The organism is Klebsiella sp. WP8-S18-ESBL-06 (assembly GCF_014169755.1).
GTDB classification, from domain to species: domain Bacteria; phylum Pseudomonadota; class Gammaproteobacteria; order Enterobacterales; family Enterobacteriaceae; genus Kluyvera; species Kluyvera ascorbata_B.
The window spans coordinates 1,871,109-1,891,386 of record NZ_AP022256.1 but is presented as its reverse complement, the minus strand read 5'-3'; the positions used below and the strand labels follow the sequence as shown (position 1 = coordinate 1,891,386).

At 49.5% G+C, this 20,278-nt stretch carries 18 protein-coding genes and 1 other annotated feature; of the genes, 10 read left to right on the top strand and 8 right to left on the bottom strand.

The window, feature by feature from the left end; all coding sequences use genetic code 11:
- Positions 1-178: 178 nt before the first annotated feature.
- Complete coding sequence (locus H7R76_RS08825) at positions 179-1,000, bottom strand: SDR family oxidoreductase (RefSeq protein WP_106930035.1); 822 nt, start codon at positions 998-1,000, stop codon at positions 179-181.
- A 178-nt stretch (positions 1,001-1,178) separates the two neighbouring features.
- On the opposite strand from H7R76_RS08825, the gene hisL reads away from it, so the two are divergent.
- From hisL to H7R76_RS08775, 10 genes are all read left to right on the top strand, one after another.
- Positions 1,179-1,229 (top strand): his operon leader peptide, encoded by a 51-nt coding sequence (gene hisL / locus H7R76_RS08820; RefSeq protein ID WP_071594744.1) that lies wholly within the window; start codon positions 1,179-1,181, stop codon positions 1,227-1,229.
- Positions 1,205-1,326, top strand: a sequence feature (His leader region). It overlaps the preceding gene by 25 nt.
- Positions 1,327-1,360: 34 nt before the next feature.
- The gene (gene hisG, locus H7R76_RS08815; protein WP_106930037.1) at positions 1,361-2,260 is read left to right on the top strand and encodes an ATP phosphoribosyltransferase; all 900 of its coding nucleotides are present in this window, start codon (positions 1,361-1,363) and stop codon (positions 2,258-2,260) included.
- A 127-nt stretch (positions 2,261-2,387) separates the two neighbouring features.
- A complete protein-coding gene (hisD, locus tag H7R76_RS08810; RefSeq protein WP_182930367.1) occupies positions 2,388-3,692 on the top strand; it encodes a histidinol dehydrogenase in 1,305 nt (434 codons plus the stop codon).
- The gene (hisC, locus tag H7R76_RS08805) at positions 3,689-4,750 is read left to right on the top strand and encodes a histidinol-phosphate transaminase (protein ID WP_182967546.1); all 1,062 of its coding nucleotides are present in this window, start codon (positions 3,689-3,691) and stop codon (positions 4,748-4,750) included. Before hisD ends, hisC begins: the two co-directional genes overlap by 4 nt.
- On the top strand, positions 4,747-5,814 hold the full coding sequence (gene hisB / locus H7R76_RS08800; protein WP_106930043.1) for a bifunctional histidinol-phosphatase/imidazoleglycerol-phosphate dehydratase HisB: 1,068 nt from the start codon (positions 4,747-4,749) through the stop codon (positions 5,812-5,814). Before hisC ends, hisB begins: the two co-directional genes overlap by 4 nt.
- Complete coding sequence (gene hisH / locus H7R76_RS08795) at positions 5,814-6,404, top strand: imidazole glycerol phosphate synthase subunit HisH (protein WP_182967544.1); 591 nt, start codon at positions 5,814-5,816, stop codon at positions 6,402-6,404. The genes hisB and hisH overlap by 1 nt, the downstream gene beginning before the upstream one ends.
- The gene (gene hisA / locus H7R76_RS08790; protein ID WP_182967542.1) at positions 6,404-7,141 is read left to right on the top strand and encodes a 1-(5-phosphoribosyl)-5-[(5-phosphoribosylamino)methylideneamino]imidazole-4-carboxamide isomerase; all 738 of its coding nucleotides are present in this window, start codon (positions 6,404-6,406) and stop codon (positions 7,139-7,141) included. The genes hisH and hisA overlap by 1 nt, the downstream gene beginning before the upstream one ends.
- On the top strand, positions 7,123-7,899 hold the full coding sequence (hisF, locus tag H7R76_RS08785) for an imidazole glycerol phosphate synthase subunit HisF (protein WP_106930049.1): 777 nt from the start codon (positions 7,123-7,125) through the stop codon (positions 7,897-7,899). The genes hisA and hisF overlap by 19 nt, the downstream gene beginning before the upstream one ends.
- Entirely contained in the window at positions 7,893-8,492 is a 600-nt protein-coding gene (gene hisIE, locus H7R76_RS08780) for a bifunctional phosphoribosyl-AMP cyclohydrolase/phosphoribosyl-ATP diphosphatase HisIE (RefSeq protein WP_106930051.1), read from the top strand. Before hisF ends, hisIE begins: the two co-directional genes overlap by 7 nt.
- Before the next feature lie 152 nt (positions 8,493-8,644).
- Positions 8,645-9,649 (top strand): NAD-dependent epimerase, encoded by a 1,005-nt coding sequence (locus H7R76_RS08775; RefSeq protein WP_182930362.1) that lies wholly within the window; start codon positions 8,645-8,647, stop codon positions 9,647-9,649.
- An 81-nt stretch (positions 9,650-9,730) separates the two neighbouring features.
- Here the strand turns inward: H7R76_RS08775 and ugd are convergent, their stop codons facing one another.
- The 7 genes from ugd to H7R76_RS08740 form a co-directional block, all read right to left on the bottom strand.
- Positions 9,731-10,897, bottom strand: coding sequence for a UDP-glucose 6-dehydrogenase (gene ugd, locus H7R76_RS08770; protein WP_182930361.1), 1,167 nt, complete (start codon positions 10,895-10,897; stop codon positions 9,731-9,733).
- 208 nt (positions 10,898-11,105) lie between these two features.
- Positions 11,106-12,512, bottom strand: coding sequence for an NADP-dependent phosphogluconate dehydrogenase (gnd, locus tag H7R76_RS08765; RefSeq protein ID WP_003844291.1), 1,407 nt, complete (start codon positions 12,510-12,512; stop codon positions 11,106-11,108).
- A 304-nt stretch (positions 12,513-12,816) separates the two neighbouring features.
- Positions 12,817-13,926 carry a glycosyltransferase family 4 protein gene (locus tag H7R76_RS08760; RefSeq protein ID WP_182930360.1) on the bottom strand — a complete coding sequence of 370 codons (1,110 nt, stop codon included), beginning with the start codon at positions 13,924-13,926 and terminating at the stop codon, positions 12,817-12,819.
- Between the two features lie 5 nt (positions 13,927-13,931).
- A complete protein-coding gene (locus tag H7R76_RS08755; protein ID WP_182930359.1) occupies positions 13,932-15,068 on the bottom strand; it encodes a glycosyltransferase family 4 protein in 1,137 nt (378 codons plus the stop codon).
- A gap of 2 nt (positions 15,069-15,070) precedes the next feature.
- Entirely contained in the window at positions 15,071-15,964 is an 894-nt protein-coding gene (locus H7R76_RS08750) for a GDP-mannose 4,6-dehydratase (protein ID WP_182930358.1), read from the bottom strand.
- Positions 15,964-16,998: a GDP-mannose 4,6-dehydratase gene (gene gmd, locus H7R76_RS08745; protein ID WP_182967540.1), complete on the bottom strand. Its 1,035-nt coding sequence runs from the start codon at positions 16,996-16,998 to the stop codon at positions 15,964-15,966. The genes H7R76_RS08750 and gmd overlap by 1 nt, the downstream gene beginning before the upstream one ends.
- An 18-nt stretch (positions 16,999-17,016) precedes the next feature.
- Positions 17,017-20,277 (bottom strand): glycosyltransferase, encoded by a 3,261-nt coding sequence (locus tag H7R76_RS08740; RefSeq protein ID WP_182967538.1) that lies wholly within the window; start codon positions 20,275-20,277, stop codon positions 17,017-17,019.
- Between the last annotated feature and the right edge of the window lies 1 nt (position 20,278).

The following is a 20,278-nucleotide window of genomic DNA, read 5'->3' as shown; positions in this document are numbered from 1 at the left end:
GGCAAGCACGTCGGTTAATCTCAATTTTTTACATTCGGCATATTTTGCCCCAATCGGTAGCAAAAATACAAGCCGCTGAAAGCAAGATCGCAGCGCTAACTCATCTAAACGTCTGATAATTCAGCAACTGCTGAATTATAAATCTCATCTATAGCACTATTTGCTAAAACAACGGCGATTATTCCATCGGCATACGCAGCGGGTCCGGATACTGATACTCAAACCCCAGCTCACGGCAGATAAGATTACCGTCGATAATTTTGCCTTTTCCTTTGCCGCTATCGCTAAATACCGGTACCGCCAGCCCCAGTTCACGCGCCATTTGCGGATAGAAAATACCGCGCGCCGGATGTAAAGGAGCACAAATGTTATAAATGTGTCCCCCCTTCGGCGCCTGTAATAAAAGCGTAATAGCGGAGATCACATCTTCCAGATGCACCAGATTGACGCCCTGTTGGCCGTCCGGCGCCGACTTCCCGGCAAAGAACCGTCCCGGATGTCGACCCGGCCCCACCAGCCCTGCCAGACGCAGAATATCAACGGACGTCCCTGGAAGTTGATGCAGCCAGTCTTCCAGCTCTTTCAGCACGCTGCCGCTGGCGGTGACCGGTTCACGCGGCGTGCTCTCTTTCACCATGCCTTCTTCTTTACCGTACACGGACGTCGAACTGGTAAAGATGATACGCGGAATATGATACGCCAGCGCGGAATCCACAATCTCCTGCACCGCCTGATGATAGAAATCTTCACCCGGCCCGCTACGGCGCGCCGGTAGCGTAATCACCAGCGCATCCACGTTCATTAACGCGTCGAGATCGTCCGCCTCGCACACCAGCTGCGGATCAAGCCGCAGCGGATAGCTATCAATGCCGCACATACGGGCCGCCTCAACGCCATCGGCGGTTGTTTTGCTACCGGTTACCTGCCAGCCGCGCGCCATCAACGACAGCGCCAGCGGCATACCCAGCCACCCTAAACCGACAATTGCCACCTTCTTCATTGCGCTATCTCCTGATTCCTACTGCACTCCTCTATTAAGGCTACGCCACCGGGCGAAAACTGACAATTTATAGTGGCAACATGAATTGATTTAATGAATGAAAAAAGCGCTTGCACTCAACGACAAAAGTGGTTTAGGTTAAAAGACATCAAGTGAATAGTCATTCAACGAGAAATTTATGAGCCGCGTTCAATTTAAACACCACCATCATCACCATCACCCTGACTAGTCTTTCAGGCGATGTGTGCTGGGAGACATTCAGATCTTCCAGTGGTGCATGAACGCAAGAGAGCCCCCGGAAGATCATCTTCCGGGGGCTTTTTTTTGAACCAAATTCAGCAGGGTAATGAGGAATACAGAATGTTAGATAACAGCCGTTTACGCATAGCTATTCAGAAATCAGGCCGTCTTAGCGACGATTCACGCGAATTACTGGCCCGTTGTGGCATTAAAATTAATCTCCACACCCAGCGCCTGATTGCGATGGCGGAAAATATGCCTATCGATATTCTGCGCGTCCGTGACGACGATATCCCGGGGCTGATTATGGATGGCGTGGTCGACCTCGGCATCATCGGCGAAAACGTGCTGGAAGAAGAACTGCTGAGCCGCCGCGCGCAGGGCGAAGACCCGCGCTACTTTACCCTGCGTCGTCTTGACTTCGGCGGCTGCCGTCTGTCGCTGGCTACCCCAGCAGATGAAGCATGGGACGGCCCGGCAGCGCTCGACGGCAAACGTATCGCCACCTCTTACCCACACCTGCTCAAGCGTTACCTCGATCAGAAAGGCATCAGTTTTAAATCCTGTCTGCTGAATGGTTCTGTCGAAGTGGCTCCGCGCGCGGGCCTGGCCGACGCCATTTGTGACCTGGTCTCAACCGGTGCGACGCTGGAAGCCAACGGCCTGCGTGAAGTGGAAGTGATGTTCCGCTCCAAGGCCTGCCTGATTCAGCGCGACGGCGAAATGAGCGAGGCGAAACAGCAGCTGATTGACCGCCTGCTGACCCGTATTCAGGGCGTCATTCAGGCCCGTGAATCAAAATACATCATGATGCATGCACCGACCGAACGTCTGGACGAAGTGATTGCACTGCTGCCGGGCGCTGAACGCCCAACGATTCTGCCGCTGGCGGGCGATCAGCAGCGCGTCGCCATGCACATGGTGAGCAGCGAAACCCTGTTCTGGGAAACCATGGAAAAACTCAAATCCCTGGGGGCCAGCTCAATTCTGGTGCTGCCGATTGAGAAAATGATGGAGTGATCGGCTGCCTGATGGCGCTGCGCTTATCAGGCCTACAAGTATTGTCACACGCATTAATACTACGGCCCCTGTAGGCCGGATAAGGCACCGCCGCCATCCGGCATGGCCCCATGATGGAGTAACGACTTTGAGCTTCAATACCCTGATTGACTGGAATAGCTATAGCCCCGAAGAACAGCAGACGCTGCTAATGCGCCCGGCCATCTCCGCCTCTGACAGCATCACGCGTACGGTGGCCGAGATCCTTGAGAACGTCAAAAGCAACGGCGACAAGGCCCTGCGTGAATACAGCGCAAAATTTGATAAAACGGAAGTCGCCGCACTGCGCGTCTCCGAGGATGAAATTCAACAGGCGGGCGCGCGTCTGAGCGACGAGCTGAAGCAAGCCATGCAGGCGGCGGTGCGCAATATTGATACCTTCCACAACGCGCAGATTCTGCCGCCGGTGGATATCGAAACCCAGCCGGGCGTGCGCTGCCAGCAGGTTACCCGCCCAATCGCGTCCGTGGGTCTCTATATTCCTGGCGGTTCAGCCCCGCTGTTTTCAACGGTGTTAATGCTGGCTACCCCGGCACGTATTGCCGGCTGTAAAAAGGTGGTGCTCTGCTCACCGCCGCCGATTGCCGATGAAATTCTCTATGCGGCGCAGCTGTGCGGCGTTAAAGAGGTGTTCAACGTCGGCGGCGCGCAGGCGATTGCCGCGCTGGCGCTGGGCACCGAGTCCATCGCTAAAGTGGACAAAATCTTCGGTCCAGGCAACGCCTACGTCACCGAAGCAAAACGCCAGGTGAGTCAGCGTCTCGACGGCGCGGCGATTGATATGCCCGCGGGCCCGTCGGAAGTGCTGGTTATCGCCGACAGCGGCGCGACCCCGGACTTTGTCGCCTCGGACCTGCTTTCACAGGCCGAACACGGCCCGGATTCACAGGTTATTCTGTTAACCCCGGATGCAAAACTTGCCGCCGACGTGGCCGACGCGGTAGAACGCCAGCTCGCCGAGCTGTCCCGCGCCGATACCGCGCGCCAGGCGCTCTCCGCCAGCCGTTTGATCGTCGCCCGCGATCTGGCGCAGTGTGTGGAAATTTCGAATGCCTACGGCCCGGAGCACCTGATTATTCAGACCCGCAACGCCCGCGACCTGGTTGATGAAATCACCAGCGCCGGTTCGGTGTTCCTCGGCGACTGGTCGCCAGAATCCGCCGGTGACTACGCCTCGGGGACCAACCACGTTCTGCCGACCTATGGCTACACCGCAACCTGCTCCAGCCTGGGGCTGGCCGATTTCCAGAAACGGATGACCGTGCAGGAACTGTCGCGCGAAGGTTTTAGCGCCCTCGCCTCCACCATTGAAACGCTGGCCGCCGCCGAACGGCTGACCGCCCACAAAAACGCCGTCACCCTACGCGTCAACGCCCTGAAGGAGCAAGCATGAGCATCGAACAGTTAGCCCGCGACAACGTTCGCGCCCTGACCCCCTATCAGTCGGCCCGCCGTCTGGGCGGTAAAGGCGACGTGTGGCTGAATGCCAACGAATTCCCGACAGCAGTACCGTTTGAGCTCAGCCAGCAGACGCTGAACCGCTACCCGGAATGCCAGCCCAAAGCGGTCATTGAGAACTACGCCGCCTACGCAGGCGTGAAGCCGCAGCAGGTGCTGGTTAGCCGCGGTGCCGATGAAGGCATCGAGCTGCTGGTGCGCGCTTTTTGCGAACCGGGCCGCGACGCGGTGCTGTTTTGCCCCCCCACCTACGGCATGTACAGCGTCAGCGCGGAAACCATCGGCGTTGAGTGCCGCACCGTACCAGCGAAAGTCGATTGGCAGTTGGATCTTCCGGCCATTGCCGACAGCCTGAACAACGTCAAAGTGGTCTACGTGTGCAGCCCGAACAACCCAACCGGGCAGATTATCAACCCGCAGGACTTTCGTACGCTGCTGGAGATGACCCGCGATAAAGCGCTGGTCGTCGCCGACGAGGCCTATATTGAGTTTTGCCCGCAGGCCACGCTCGCTGGCTGGCTGGCGGAGTATCCAAATCTGGTTATTCTGCGCACGCTGTCGAAAGCCTTTGCGCTGGCAGGGCTGCGCTGCGGCTTCACGTTGGCGAATGAAGACGTGATTGCGCTGCTGCTGAAAGTGATTGCCCCCTACCCGCTTTCCACCCCGGTTGCCGATATCGCGGCCCAGGCGCTTAGCGCGCAGGGCATCGCCGCGATGCGCCAGCGAGTGGCGCAGATCCTTGAGGAGCGCGAATATCTGGTCACCGCCCTGCGCACCATTGATTGCGTCGAGCAGGTATTCGATTCCGAGACCAATTACGTACTGGTACGGATGAAAGCCTCAACCAGCGTATTTAAATCTTTATGGGATCAAGGCATTATCTTACGTGACCAGAATAAACAACCTTCTTTAAGCGGCTGTTTGCGCATCACTATCGGCACTCGAGCAGAGAGCCAGCGCGTGATTGACGCTTTGAAAGCGGAGACCGTATGACCCAGAAGTTTCTCTTTATCGATCGCGATGGCACCCTGATTTCCGAGCCGCCGAGCGACTATCAGGTAGACCGTTTTGATAAACTGGCCTTCGAGCCGGACGTGATTCCCGAGCTGTTGAAGCTGCAAAAGGCGGGCTACAAGCTGGTGATGATTACCAATCAGGACGGGCTGGGCACCGCCAGTTTCCCGCAGGACGATTTTGACGGCCCGCATAACCTGATGATGCAGATTTTTACGTCACAGGGCGTCGCGTTCGACGATGTCCTGATCTGCCCGCATCTGCCGGCCGATAACTGCGCGTGCCGTAAGCCGAAAACGCAGTTGGTCACCGCCTGGCTGGCTGATGGCGTGATGGACACCGCCAACAGCTATGTTATCGGCGACCGCGCCACCGACGTCGAGCTGGCCAATAACATGGGTATCACCGGCCTGCGCTACCACCGTGACACCCTGAACTGGGCGGCCATTGGCGAGCAGTTGACCCGCCGCGATCGCTACGCGCGCATCGAACGTAATACCCGCGAGACCCAGATTGACGTGGAAGTCTGGCTGGACCGCGAAGGCGGCAGCAAGATCAACACCGGCGTTGGTTTCTTCGATCATATGCTCGATCAGATTGCCACCCACGGCGGCTTCCGCATGAACATTACCGTGAAAGGCGATCTGTATATCGACGATCACCACACGGTAGAAGATACCGGCCTGGCGCTGGGCGAAGCGCTGAAGGCGGCGCTGGGCGACAAGCGAGGCATCAACCGTTTCGGTTTTGTGCTGCCGATGGACGAATGCCTGGCGCGCTGCGCGCTGGATATCTCCGGTCGGCCACACCTTGAATATAAAGCCGAATTTACCTATCAGCGCGTAGGCGATCTGAGCACCGAAATGATCGAGCACTTCTTCCGCTCGCTCTCCTATGCGATGGGCATCACCCTGCACCTGAAAACCAAAGGCAAAAACGATCACCACCGCGTGGAAAGCCTGTTTAAAGTCTTTGGCCGCACGCTGCGCCAGGCCATTCGCGTGGACGGCAATACCCTTCCCTCCTCGAAAGGAGTGCTGTGATGAACGTGGTTGTGCTTGATACCGGCTGTGCCAACCTTCACTCGGTGAAGGCGGCAATTGCCCGCCACGGCTACGAGCCGGTGGTAAGCCGCGATCCGGACGTCGTCCTGCGCGCGGACAAACTGTTCCTGCCGGGCGTTGGCACCGCGCAGGCCGCCATGGATCAGATTCGTGAACGCGACCTGGCGGATTTGATCAAAGCCTGCACTCAGCCGGTGCTCGGCATTTGCCTTGGAATGCAGCTACTGGGCCGCCGCAGCGAAGAAACCCACGGCGTCGACATGCTGGGGATTATTGACCAGGACGTGCCGAAAATGACCAATTTCGGCCTGCCGCTGCCGCACATGGGCTGGAACCGCGTTTATCCGAAGGCGGGCGATCGCCTGTTCCGCGGCATTGAGGACGGCGCGTATTTCTACTTCGTGCACAGCTACGCGATGCCGGTCAATGAAAATACCATCGCCCAGTGCCATTACGGTGAACCGTTCACCGCGGCGGTACAAAAAGATAACTTTTACGGCGTCCAGTTCCACCCGGAACGTTCAGGCGCCGCGGGCGCACAGCTGCTGAAAAATTTCCTGGAGATGTGATGATCATTCCGGCTTTAGATTTGATTAACGGCACCGTAGTACGCCTGCACCAGGGCGATTACAGTCAGCAGCGCGACTACGGTACCGATCCGCTGCCGCGTCTTCAGGACTATGCGGCCCAGGGCGCAGAAGTGCTGCATCTGGTCGATTTAACCGGCGCCAAAGACCCGGCGCAGCGGCAGATTCCGCTGCTGAAAACGCTGGTCGCTGGCGTGAACGTGCCGGTGCAGGTAGGCGGCGGCGTACGTACAGAAGAAGACGTCGCCGCGCTGCTTGATGCCGGCGTCGCGCGCGTGGTGGTAGGTTCGACGGCGGTGAAATCGCCGGAGATCGTGAAGGGCTGGTTTAAGCGCTTTGGCGCGGAACATCTGGTGCTGGCGCTGGACGTGCGAATTGATGAAAACGGCGCAAAACAGGTGGCGGTAAGCGGCTGGCAGGAAAATTCCGGTGTGACGCTGGAGGAGCTGGTGGAAACCTATCTGCCGGTAGGTTTACAGCACGTGCTGTGCACCGATATTTCGCGCGACGGTACGCTGGCGGGCTCTAACGTCTCGCTGTATGAAGAAGTCTGCGCTCGCTACCCGCAGGTGGCGTTTCAGTCCTCCGGCGGCATTGGCGATCTCAACGATATCGCCGCCCTGCGCGGTACCGGCGTGCGCGGCGTGATCGTCGGTCGCGCGCTGTTGGAAGGTAAATTCAACGTAACGGAGGCCATCCAATGCTGGCAAAACGGATAATTCCTTGTCTCGACGTACGTGATGGCCAGGTGGTTAAAGGCGTGCAGTTCCGCAATCACGAAATCATTGGCGATATCGTGCCGCTGGCCAAACGCTACGCCGATGAAGGCGCGGATGAGCTGGTGTTTTACGATATTACCGCTTCCAGCGACGGCCGCGTGGTGGATAAAAGCTGGGTTTCTCGCGTCGCCGAAGTCATTGATATTCCGTTCTGCGTCGCTGGCGGCATTAAGTCCATCGACGATGCGGCGCGCATTCTCTCCTTTGGTGCGGATAAAATTTCCATCAACTCCCCGGCACTGGCCGACCCGGAGCTGATTACGCGCCTGGCAGATCGCTTTGGCGTGCAGTGCATCGTGGTGGGTATTGATACCTGGTATGACGCCGACAGCGGAAAATATCACGTCAATCAGTACACCGGCGATGAGAGCCGCACGCGCGTCACCCAGTGGGAAACGCTGGACTGGGTACAGGAAGTGCAGAAACGCGGCGCAGGTGAAATCGTCCTCAATATGATGAACCAGGACGGCGTGCGCAACGGCTACGATCTGGAACAGTTGAAAAAAGTGCGCGAGGTTTGTCGCGTGCCGCTTATCGCCTCCGGCGGCGCGGGCACCATGGAGCACTTCCTGGAAGCCTTCCGTGATGCCGATGTTGATGGTGCGTTGGCGGCTTCGGTATTCCACAAACAGATTATTAATATTGGTGAACTAAAAGCGTACCTGGCAGCTCAGGGCGTGGAGATTCGGGTATGTTAACTGAGCAATTAGACTGGCAAAAAACCGACGGACTGATGCCCGCCATTATCCAACACGCGGTATCCGGCGAAGTGCTGATGCTGGGCTATATGAATCAAGAAGCGCTGGCTAAAACGCAGGAAACGGGCAAAGTCACCTTTTTCTCGCGCACCAAGCAGCGCCTGTGGACCAAAGGTGAAACGTCCGGCCACTTCCTGAACGTGGTCAGCATGGCGCCAGACTGTGACAACGATACCCTGTTGATTCTGGTCAACCCAATTGGCCCGACCTGCCATAAAGGCACGTCCAGCTGCTTCGGCGACACCAGCCACCAATGGCTGTTCCTGTACCAGCTGGAACAGCTGCTGGCCGAGCGGAAAACCGCTGACCCGGCCAGTTCCTATACGGCAAAACTGTATGCCAGCGGAACAAAACGTATCGCGCAGAAAGTCGGTGAAGAAGGCGTCGAGACCGCGCTCGCTGCGACGGTACACGATAAGTTTGAGCTGAAAAATGAAGCGTCGGATTTAATGTATCACCTGCTGGTGCTGCTGCAGGATCAGGAACTGGATTTGACGACGGTGATTGAGAATTTGCGCGAACGCCATCAGTAACCCCCCCCCGAACCCGGCTATCGCGCCGGGTTTTATCTTTAGTCTTCCTTCCGATAACCTTAATGACAGATAACGATTATATTTTTCAGCGCGCAGACGGTATGATCGCGCCAGAAAAAGACGTTCGCACTGAATGAGTTTTAAGGAATGCTATGAAATATTTGGTCACCGGTGCCGCTGGGTTCATCGGTTTTCACGTCTCCAGACGCCTGCTTGCCGCGGGCCATCAGGTTGTTGGTATTGATAACCTGAACGATTACTACGACGTTAGCCTGAAGCAGGCGCGTCTGGATCTGCTGCAATCCGCAGGTTTTCGTTTTGTGAAGCTGGATCTCGATGATAACGCCGGCATGGCCGCGCTGTTTGCCGATGCCCGATTCGATCGTGTGATTCATCTGGCCGCTCAGGCGGGCGTTCGCTATTCGCTGGAAAACCCACACGCCTATGCACAGGCTAACCTCATAGGCCACCTCAACGTACTGGAAGGTTGTCGGCACAACAAGGTGCAGCATCTGCTGTACGCCTCCTCCAGCTCGGTGTATGGGCTGAACCGCAAAATGCCGTTCTCTACCGATGACAGCGTCGATCACCCGGTTTCCCTGTATGCCGCCACCAAAAAGGCCAACGAGCTGATGGCGCACACATACTCCCATCTCTACGGTTTGCCGACCACCGGGCTGCGTTTCTTCACCGTGTATGGCCCGTGGGGGCGCCCGGATATGGCGCTATTCAAATTTACCAAAGCGATGCTCGAAGGGAAAAGCATCGACGTCTACAACTACGGCAAGATGAAGCGTGACTTTACCTACATTGACGACATCGCCGAAGCGATTATCCGTCTGCAGGATGTGATCCCAGAAGCTAACGATCAATGGAGTGTGGAAACCGGCTCTCCGGCGACCAGCTCAGCGCCGTATCGCATCTATAACATTGGCAACAGCTCGCCGGTGGAACTGATGGACTACATCACGGCGCTGGAAGACGCGCTGGGAATTGAAGCACAAAAGAATATGATGCCGATGCAGGCGGGAGACGTGCTGGAAACCAGCGCAGAGACGCAGCCGCTGTACGATCTGGTGGGCTTCCGCCCGCAGACGTCGGTGAAAGACGGCGTGAAGCAATTCGTGGATTGGTATCGTCAATTTTATAACGTATAAAGAAAAGCCCTCACAATGAGGGCTTTTTCTCTTATCGCCCGGCAGGTAAAGCGCCACCGGGAACCGCACGGTAACTCACGTTTAATCGTTACCAAACAAATCGCGGGTATACACCTTCTCTTCCACGTCCGCCAGCTCTTGCGCCATACGGTTGGAAATAATCACATCGGCTTCCTGCTTAAAGGCATCAAGGTCGCGCACCACGCGGGAGTTAAAGAACTCGTCTTCTTTCATCACCGGTTCATAAATGATTACCGGGATCCCTTTCGCCTTAATACGCTTCATGATCCCCTGAATCGAGGACGCGCGGAAGTTGTCTGAACCGGACTTCATGATCAGACGATACACGCCCACCACCTTCGGCTTACGCGCGAGGATGGAATCGGCGATAAAGTCTTTACGCGTGCGGTTGGCATCAACGATGGCACCAATGATGTTATTCGGCACCGATTCATAGTTAGCCAGCAGCTGCTTGGTATCCTTCGGCAAGCAATAGCCGCCGTAGCCAAATGACGGGTTGTTGTAGTGGTTGCCGATGCGTGGATCCAGGCATACCCCTTCAATTATCTGCCGTGAGTTAAGCCCCAGGCTTTCGGCATAGCTGTCGAGTTCGTTAAAGTAAGCGACGCGCAGTGCCAGGTAAGTATTGGCGAACAGCTTGATGGCTTCCGCTTCGGTAGAATCAGTAAACAGCGTTGGGATATCTTTCTTCACCGCCCCTTCCTGCAGCAGCGCAGCAAACCGCTCCGCGCGTTCGGAACGCTCGCCAATTACGATGCGCGACGGATGCAGGTTGTCGTACAGCGCGCGGCCTTCTCGCAGGAACTCCGGCGAAAAGAAGATATTGTCGATCCCCAGCTGTTCTTTAATCGTATTTGTAAATCCCACCGGAATGGTGGATTTAATGACCATCACCGCATTCGGGTTGATTGCAACCACGTCGCGGATAACAGACTCAACGCTTGAGGTGTTGAAATAGTTGGTCTTCGGATCGTAATCGGTAGGCGTGGCGATGATAACAAAGTCGGCATCGCGGTAGGCGTCATGCTTATCAGTCGTTGCGCGGAAATTCAGCGGTCGGGTCGCCAGATATTCTTCGATCTCTTTATCGACAATCGGCGATTTCTTTTGATTCAGCATGTCGACCTTTTCCTGAACGATATCCAGGGCTACCACTTCATGGTGCTGGGCGATCAGAATGCCGTTCGACAGGCCTACGTAACCTGTTCCTGAGATAGTTATCTTCATTCTTTCTGTAACTTCTTCCGGTTAAACATTTGAAGGTGAACGCATCACCACCGTAAGACCCAACGTTTTCGTTTCGGATCGGCGTGAGCTCAGTATATCGTGAATTACTGCAACAACGCCTATCAGACCTGACTGAATGCTGTTTTCAGACAATAAAAAAGCCCGGAGGTGCGCTCCGGGCCTGAGTTTAGCGGTTGGCTATTTCAGATTAATCCAGCCATTCGGTGTGGAACACACCTTCTTTATCAGTACGTTTATAGGTATGCGCACCGAAGTAATCACGCTGAGCCTGAATCAGGTTGGCTGGCAGTACCGCAGAGCGGTAGCTGTCATAGTAGGCCACGGCCGCAGAGAACGTTGGTACCGGAATACCGTTCTGAACCGCGTAAGCCACGACATCACGCAGCGCCTGCTGGTATTCGTCGGCGATATTCTTGAAGTAAGGCGCCAGCAGCAGGTTAGCGATGCCTTTGTTTTCTGCATAGGCGTCGGTGATTTTCTGCAGGAACTGTGCACGAATAATGCAGCCCGCGCGGAAGATCTTCGCGATTTCGCCGTAGTTCAGATCCCAGTTGTATTCGTCAGACGCTGCGCGCAGCTGTGAGAAGCCCTGCGCATAGGAGACGATTTTGCCAAGGTACAGCGCGCGACGCACTTTCTCAACGAACTCAGCTTTATCGCCAGCCAGTTTTGCCTGCGGGCCGGACAGCACTTTAGATGCTGCAACGCGCTGGTCTTTCAGGGAGGAGATATAGCGCGCGAAGACGGATTCGGTGATCAGGGACAGCGGTTCGCCCAGGTCCAGAGAGCTCTGGCTGGTCCATTTACCGGTACCTTTGTTTGCGGCTTCGTCCAGGATCACATCGACAAGGTATTTACCCTCTTCATCTTTTTTGGTGAAGATGTCTTTGGTGATGTCGATCAGGTAGCTGCTCAGCTCACCTTCGTTCCATTCGGTGAAGGTGGTTGCCAGCTCTTCGTTAGACAGGTTCAGACCGCCTTTCAGCAGAGAATAGGCTTCAGCAATCAGCTGCATATCGCCATACTCAATACCGTTGTGAACCATTTTCACGTAATGACCCGCGCCGTCAGCGCCGATGTAAGTCACGCACGGTTCGCCATCTTCCGCTACCGCAGCGATTTTGGTCAGAATCGGCGCAACCAGTTCGTACGCTTCTTTCTGACCGCCAGGCATGATAGACGGGCCCTTCAGCGCGCCCTCTTCACCGCCGGACACGCCGGTACCGATGAAGTTAAAGCCTTCAGCAGACAGCTCACGGTTACGGCGAATGGTGTCCTGGAAGAAGGTGTTACCGCCATCAATAATGATGTCGCCTTTATCCAGATACGGCTTCAGGGAATCGATGGCCGCATCAGTGCCAGCGCCCGCTTTCACCATCAACAGGATACGACGCGGGGTTTCAAGAGATTCTACGAACTCTTTGACCGTGTAGTAAGGAACCAGTTTCTTGCCCGGGTTCTCGGCAACGACTTCTTCGGTTTTTTCACGGGAACGGTTGAAAATGGAGACGGTATAACCACGGCTCTCGATGTTGAGCGCCAGGTTGCGCCCCATCACTGCCATACCGACAACGCCGATCTGTTGCTTGGACATTACATACTCCTGTCAGGGGATGGTCACCGCGAACTGTACGCGGTTTAAGTGTGGTCTAGATGTTAACTCAAATTGCGACGAAGTGGATGTCGGAAGATGCGAAATATTGCGGTTTCCGAGCAAAAAAACACACGCTAAGGATTTTAGCGCTCGCGGTAATGTCACGTCAGTTATCAGATGTTTATACTTTTTTTTTAGAGATCTGCGCGTATCAATTGGGGAAGTATGTCTTCGGGTACAGGGAAGAATTATCATCGTAAGATACGCTATCTTTATGATCGCAAGTCGTCAAACGCAAAAACAGCTAAATCAATGACTTATAAAGATCGAGGTATTGTGCAGACATCTTCTCAGATGTAAATACTTCATCAAATCGTTTTCTGGCATTACTCCCGTAGAGGGAAGCCAGTTGCTCATCATCCCATATCACCTGCATTGCTCGACTTAAATCAGCAACATTAGCCGGTTCAACGACTAATCCCGTATGGTTATTGATGTTGATATAGCTAGTGCCGGTTCCGATCTCACATGACAAAAGAGGTTTCCCATACATAGCCCCTTCAAGCAAGGTAATGCCGAAGGCTTCAGAGCGAACATTCGATGGGAAAACCACGGAGTAACATAGCTGCAGCAATGCACTTTTGTCTTCATCAGGAAGAGACCCGACAAAATGGACATTTGCCAGATTAAGTTCCTTAGACTTCACAAGCAACTCAGATTCGATACCTCCACCACCGACAATGACAACAGGTAATGAAGTCACGGCAGCCGCATCGAGCAGAGTGTGTAGCCCTTTGTAGTACCGAAAAGCACCAACAAACAGGAAAAATTTATCACCGACTTTATTGCGCCAATAATTCAGCTTCTCTTCACTCGCTTTGGGATAGGATTTTTCATCCAAACCATAGGGAATGACTTTTACCTTTTCTCTGTATTTTTGAAGTACTGGGCTGGTTTGTGCATAATTAGGAGATGCAGCCACAATACAATCGACAGAAGATAAAAAACGATTCATTAAAGGTGTGTAAAGTCGTAAAAAAGTTTTTTGCTTAACAATATCGGAGTGATAACTAATTACGGTTGGTTTTTTTACATTACACAGGAAATGCAAAAGATCCATGAAAGGATAGGGAAAATGATAATGGATAACATCAGCCTGCTCCACCAATTGTTTAAACTTGCTCAAACAAGAAATCGAGAACGGGGTGGATGCTATTTCAAAATTAGTTTTAGAGTAAAAGACATGTTGAGAATCGATGCGTTCATCTTCTATATTCCCACGCCGACTTAAAGTCAACACCGTCGATTCAACGCCATGGGCTGATGCAGACTCACTTAATTGATAAATAACTTGTTCAATGCCACCAAATGTATCAGGATAATATGTTTTATAAAAATGCAATACTTTGAGCATGAGCCTTATTTTACCTGTTTATATGCCGTTATTGTGTCAGCAGCGCAACGTTCCCAAGAGAATTTTTTTGCATGAACTAAACCGTTACTGGATGCCTGTTGCTGCCATATTGTATCTTCAAGGCTCTTGTGTATTAAGCGAGTTAAGGTCTCAACATCCATAGCATCACACATTAATGCATTTTCGCCAGCAACTTCAGGAAGCGAGGAACTGTTAGAACATACCACCGGGGTTCCGGATGCCATAGCTTCAAGCACAGGAAGACCAAACCCTTCATACAATGATGGGAAAAGGAAACTAATAGCGCCAGAAAAAAGCGCAGGTAATTCAGACGATGGAGTAAATCCTAAATATCGTAACCACCCTTCCCGCTCCCCCCTGTCAAATCGCTGATGCAGGTCCTCACTATTCCACCCTTTAAATCCGCTAATTACGAGAGGGACTTTCTGGCGAACAGGCAATGGCAAACGCTCATACGCATCAAGTAATGTTCTAATGTTTTTTCTCGGCTCTATAGAGCCAGTAAATAATGTATAGCCCTTATATGACAGACGATGCTTTAACAATACGGAAGATATCTCAGCTGCAGAATAAGGTCTGAACTCATCACCACAAGCTAATTTAGCGGTAACGACGCTCTGTTCTGAAAGGTTGAAATAATCGATCAGTTCTCGCCTGGTATAATCAGAATCGGTAATAAAAACAGACGCACGCTTGACTGTTTGCAACAGTTCTTTTCGCATAAATCTGACGCGCTCAGGCGGATGACACTGAGGCAGCGTAAAGACAGAAAGGTCGTGAAATGTCACAGCACATCGTGCAACTTTCGGGGGCAGATAGAAATTCGGCCCATGATAGATAAAATCTTTATGTTTCCTTAATGCATTAGTTTTTAACCATGGAGCAGTAAGCCGATATGCCTCGGAAAAAAAATGACTTTTTTTAATATACTGTTTCAGCCCTTCTGTTGAAGGACTACTTTCCTTAGCAACCGGGATCCCTTCAGAAATAGAGCCACCACGTAAGAAAAGTAACTTTGATATCTCGCTGCTGTTAGACAAGCAATTTGCAAGTTCAAAAGCATAGCGTCCGATGCCAGTTAATGGATATTTAATAGCATCAGTTCCAAATATAACTTTCATAGCTAGTTTTCCAACATCCAGCGCAAAGTCTCTTCAAGCGGCGGCACATTCCAGTCAGGAATAAATGATTTAAGCTTTGTCGTATCGCCACTTAGTGTTTTAACTTCATTTGCACGAACAAAATTCGGATTGACTTGAACATTAATATGATGCCCGGTAATTTTCTCACACAGTTCAATTGTTTTCCGTAAAGAATAAGTCCGTCCCGAGCAAATATTTATTACTTCAGCGTGAGGTTTAATTTCTAACAATTTCACATATGCACTACTTAATGCTCGTACATCAGTGAAGTCACGCCAAACATCTATATTACCAAGTTCTATTGTTGCCGCTTTTTCTTTGAAATGCTTGACTATTTTTGGTAGTAAAAAATTCTCAGCCTGCCCAACCCCTGTATAATTAAAAGGTCGAGTAATGAAAATTGGAAGTTTATCAATCCATAACTTCGCCATATATTCCATAGCGAGTTTACTTACTGCATAATCGTTTGCTGGATTGGCAACAGTAGTTTCAGGTAATTGCCCAGTCGTGCTATTACCGTAAACATTTGCGCTACTCGCTAATAGAATAGAGTCAATAGTTGAGGTGCATTCGCTGAGGGCTTGCAGAAGATTTCGAGTGCCCAACAGATTTACATTGTAAAAAGCATCAGCGTCACCATGCCCAACATATGCAATTGCAGCCAGATGAACGACAACATTGGGTTGAATTTGATTTACAATTTTTTTTAGATTGGATGCATCCATAAGATCGACCTGATAACAGTCAGGTTGACTATCAGATGCTGTTCCAAGCCCAAAAACCCGATATCCGGCAGCGGATAATTCCGCTGCCACATAACGGCCGGTAAACCCGTTGATCCCTGTTACTAGAGCACGTTTGCCGGCATCAGACATTAGAAAGATGATCCCTGTTGGTTACGACGAAGATCGGCTTCCACCATCATTTGGCAGAGCTGTTCCAGGGAAGTTTTCGGTTCCCATCCCAGAACTTCCTTCGCACGTGCAGGATTACCAATTAATAAATCAACTTCAGCCGGGCGATAGAATTTTGGATTAACACGAACTACTGTTTTACCAGAATCAACATCAATACCGATTTCCTGCTCATTTTTCCCTTCGAAACGAAGAGTATAGCCAGCAGCTTTAAAAGCCATTGTCACGAAATCACGTACGGTTTCAGTGCGGTTTGTAGCAAGCACAAATGTATCAGGTTTATCGGCTTGCAGAATACGCCACATACCTTCTACGTACTCTTTTGCATAACCCCAGTCACGTTTTGCATCTAAATTACCGAGTTCAATAACATCTTGTTTGCCAAGTTTAATTTTCGCAACAGAATCAGTAATTTTGCGTGTAACAAACTCTTGCCCGCGCAGTGGTGATTCATGATTGAAAAGAATACCACTCGAGGCGAAGATACCATAACTTTCACGATAGTTAACGGTCATCCAGTGTGCGTAAAGCTTCGCGACACCATACGGGCTACGTGGATAAAATGGCGTATCTTCTTTCTGAGGTACTGCTTGCACCAGACCAAACATTTCAGAAGTAGATGCCTGGTAGTAACGTACTTTTGGATTTACGATACGGATAGCTTCCAGCAGATTTACAGGCCCAATACCCGTAATTTCAGCGGTCGTTACCGGCTGATCGAATGAGACCCCTACAAAACTTTGCGCAGCAAGGTTATAAACTTCTTCAGCACCCGTAGTTTGTAGTAATCGAATACTAGCAGATAAATCAGTCAGATCGTACTCGACCAGATGTAAGTTAGGATTATTTTTAATACCCAGTTCTTCAATACGCCAGAAGTTTACCGAACTAGTACGACGATATGTACCAAAAACTTTGTAACCTTTACCTAGCAACAACTCTGCTAAATAAGCACCATCTTGCCCAGTAATACCAGTAATAATTGCAGATTTCATAAGTCAATACACCTTCATTTACATAAGTGAATCATAAAGCTTGATAGATTGCTCAGCAGAATTATACGATGATAGTTCGCGAACTCGCTCAAATGCCCCAGTACTTAAAATTTTATATAATTCTTCATTATCACATAATTTTTCAATTTTCAGCGCCAAATCATCTGCGGATCCGTCTTTAAATATTAAACCGGATTTATTGTCTATAACAACCTCAGGAATCGCGCCTGCGTCACTTGCAATTACAGGTTTGCCGTGTACGAAGGCTTCTAAAGGAACGAGACCAAACGATTCGTACCGAGAAGGGAACACAACCACATCACTAACTGCATAAAGCTTCTCACGTTCAGTGTCATTTACTGCACCAATATACAAGACATTGTCTATCCCAGCGAATCGTTCAGCGAGGATTTTATTTATGTCTATGATAGCACTACCCGCGATAACAAAACAGCAGTCATTAAATGCATGAGTATTTTTGAGCTTCTCAATGGCATCTAATAAAACATCAATACCTTTACGCAGTTCAATGCGCCCCATAAAGAGGAAGATTTTTTTATCCTTAAGTATTTCGCTTGCCTTGGCTAATTTCGTGCCAAAATCTTTATAACCACTTGACACATCGAAAGTTGGCCAATATGCCACACCTGCATTAATTTTTGAATATTTAACATTTTCAGATGGTGAATAATATTTAATGAAAGTTCTCTTTATAGAATCGCTGATAGGCACTACGGCATCAGCTCTTTCAACTACTTCACGTTCGAAAGATGAAAGATACTCAAGGTCAACAGGATTCATTTCCCATTTATTCATATCATTAGCTACAAGGAGAGGTGTAACCAATCGAATAACAAGAGGTATATTTAGCTCTTTACTGATTAAACTGAAAGCATAAGCTTCCGAATCCCAAAGACATGAGTCAACAACAGATACAGGATGTAATTCATTAAGAGCATCAATCTCAATAGCGACTCTGCTTGACCAGGTCAAAATAGCATTAGCCGCAGCGGAATCAGCAACATAATTCTCAGCGTTAACACTTTTGCATAAAGAGATTAGCTTAAATCGTCCTGCATCAAATACGGTATCTTCATCACCCTGGATTATAACGGAGACAAAATGTCCCGCCAGAATGAACTCACTGACCAAGTTATAATATAGTGTACCAATACCACCTGATTTGGTGAAAGGCGGAAACTCTTTACTCACCACCACAATATGTTTCTTTTGGTGATGTTTTTGTTCTGAATTGAATTGTTTAAATGATCCAGGCAGTGCCGACTCGGTGTTAAGGAGTTGTGGATGACGCTCTATGGCTTTCACACCTGCATCAAAACCTTCCCAAATACTACCAACGAGTTGTTCATACTCTGATTGCGTTATTTCGTTTTTCGCTAAACCTTCAGCGACGTAACCTACTCGATCTTTCTCAATAATAGGTTTGAGTTTCGCTAAGATTTCCTGTTTATCACCTGTATTATAGGTAAGCGTAAAATAAACAGTATTTTTAACAATAGAGCGCCAGTTATAATTATACTTATTAACTCTATTTTCGCTTTGTGCAAATTCATGTCGTAAATAAGCATCTGGGCAGTGGTTGATTAGATAACCGTTATTAATTAATCTAAAGCAAACATCCGTTTCATCGAGGAAATAATCATACTCCTCATCAAAACCGCCACAGGAAACCAAATAGTCCCGTCTAAATACAGAGTTTGTTCCCAACAAACTCCTCTTGTACATTGCATTTTTCTTTATTTCATCGCTAGGATTAACAACGCCAGTACCATATTGATCGACAAAAATATCAATAGCTTGAAATTTCAATGTACCAGAATAATATGTCGGACCACCAACACCTGCAACAAAATTGTGCGAGCCGTTATAATACTCCAGAATACGGTCCACCCAATCAAGGAATGGGATAGCATCATCATCAATAAATGCGATTAAGTCCCCAGAAGCAGCTTCTATCCCAATATTTCTGGAGCGAGATAGATTACGTTCAGCATTTGTTCTTACTATTATTTTTTCTTTCCATTTATTTAATACAGCATCAGTATTATCTGTGGATGGTCCATTTACCACAATGACTTCAAATGCATTACTGTAGTTTTTTGTAAGATAATCGAGGCATCTCTCAAGATAATCCCCACGATTAAATGTACAAATAACAATCGAAACTGTATTAAAAGAGTTGGATTTAGGGATTAGCTTACCAAATAGGCGATCCGCGTATTTCGCCCATGAACTAAGGCTATTTTTATCAAGAACTTCTTTTTGATAATCTATTAATTCCTGAGAAAAAATGGAGTCAGTAAGGACTTTATGTAACTTATTATAAGCGTCAACTTCATTGTCGAAGACGCCGGGAGAGTCATCTAAAGTTTCGGATACTGCTGCGGCATTAAGTGCCAATACAGGAATATGATGTTGTGCAGCCTCTAATAAAGGAACGCCAAAACCTTCGTGTTCACTGAATGAAATAAAACACTTAGATTGGCTGTAGTATTGTTTCAGTTCATCATCTGATACTGAGCCTGTTAGGATAACATTGTCGGAAACATTCAGCTTCTTAATTAATTTGTTTATTTTTTTATAATAAGAAGACGACGTATCGTATTTACCAATTAAATACAGCTTGCCAATGTCATTATTTTGCGAATAATTATGATAGAATTCAATTAATTTATGCTGACATTTATTCTCACAAATACGACCAACAAAGATAATATCATTAGTTTTATTTTCTTCTGTTACATCTGTTACATCTGTTACTTCTGAAGATAAACCATTTATTATGATGGGTAGTTTCTGAGTCTTATCTGCAGAAAAACCTAATGCTATGATTTCATCTAAATTATAATTACTATCAGCAGTTACATAATTAAATTCATGAACTATGCGGCCAAGCTGATCTCGCCCTTTTTTACATAAATCGTATAGAATAGAATCTTTATCAAAGAAAGTATGTGGCGTGATATTATGATAGTGTAATATTTTAAAGCCATTACTAACGATGATTTTTTTAGCACAATGCTCAGAGAAAGACGAGAAATGGAAAAATAAAATATCTTCGTCTTTGGCATCAAGATGCTCAATATCTTTAACCAAATGCATACGCTCAGGATGAACATGTTTAGCGTATATCTCTGTCTTGATACCATACACATTCCTGACATATTCATCGATATGTATGACGTGGTTAGAACATGCATCATACATATCTAATGCATCGATAACTTGAATAAATCGACCTTTAAAATGACTATACACC

Coding starts and splice junctions, on each gene's coding strand:
- hisB (WP_106930043.1), top strand. CDS start 4,747: ATGACCCAGAAGTTTCTCTTTATCGATCGCGATGGCACCCTGATTTCC.
- hisIE (WP_106930051.1), top strand. CDS start 7,893: ATGTTAACTGAGCAATTAGACTGGCAAAAAACCGACGGACTGATGCCC.
- hisH (WP_182967544.1), top strand. CDS start 5,814: ATGAACGTGGTTGTGCTTGATACCGGCTGTGCCAACCTTCACTCGGTG.
- gnd (WP_003844291.1), bottom strand. CDS start 12,512: ATGTCCAAGCAACAGATCGGCGTTGTCGGTATGGCAGTGATGGGGCGC.
- hisC (WP_182967546.1), top strand. CDS start 3,689: ATGAGCATCGAACAGTTAGCCCGCGACAACGTTCGCGCCCTGACCCCC.
- H7R76_RS08825 (WP_106930035.1), bottom strand. CDS start 1,000: ATGAAGAAGGTGGCAATTGTCGGTTTAGGGTGGCTGGGTATGCCGCTG.
- hisF (WP_106930049.1), top strand. CDS start 7,123: ATGCTGGCAAAACGGATAATTCCTTGTCTCGACGTACGTGATGGCCAG.
- hisA (WP_182967542.1), top strand. CDS start 6,404: ATGATCATTCCGGCTTTAGATTTGATTAACGGCACCGTAGTACGCCTG.
- gmd (WP_182967540.1), bottom strand. CDS start 16,998: ATGAAATCTGCAATTATTACTGGTATTACTGGGCAAGATGGTGCTTAT.
- H7R76_RS08755 (WP_182930359.1), bottom strand. CDS start 15,068: ATGAAAGTTATATTTGGAACTGATGCTATTAAATATCCATTAACTGGC.
- H7R76_RS08750 (WP_182930358.1), bottom strand. CDS start 15,964: ATGTCTGATGCCGGCAAACGTGCTCTAGTAACAGGGATCAACGGGTTT.
- H7R76_RS08775 (WP_182930362.1), top strand. CDS start 8,645: ATGAAATATTTGGTCACCGGTGCCGCTGGGTTCATCGGTTTTCACGTC.
- ugd (WP_182930361.1), bottom strand. CDS start 10,897: ATGAAGATAACTATCTCAGGAACAGGTTACGTAGGCCTGTCGAACGGC.
- hisG (WP_106930037.1), top strand. CDS start 1,361: ATGTTAGATAACAGCCGTTTACGCATAGCTATTCAGAAATCAGGCCGT.
- H7R76_RS08760 (WP_182930360.1), bottom strand. CDS start 13,926: ATGCTCAAAGTATTGCATTTTTATAAAACATATTATCCTGATACATTT.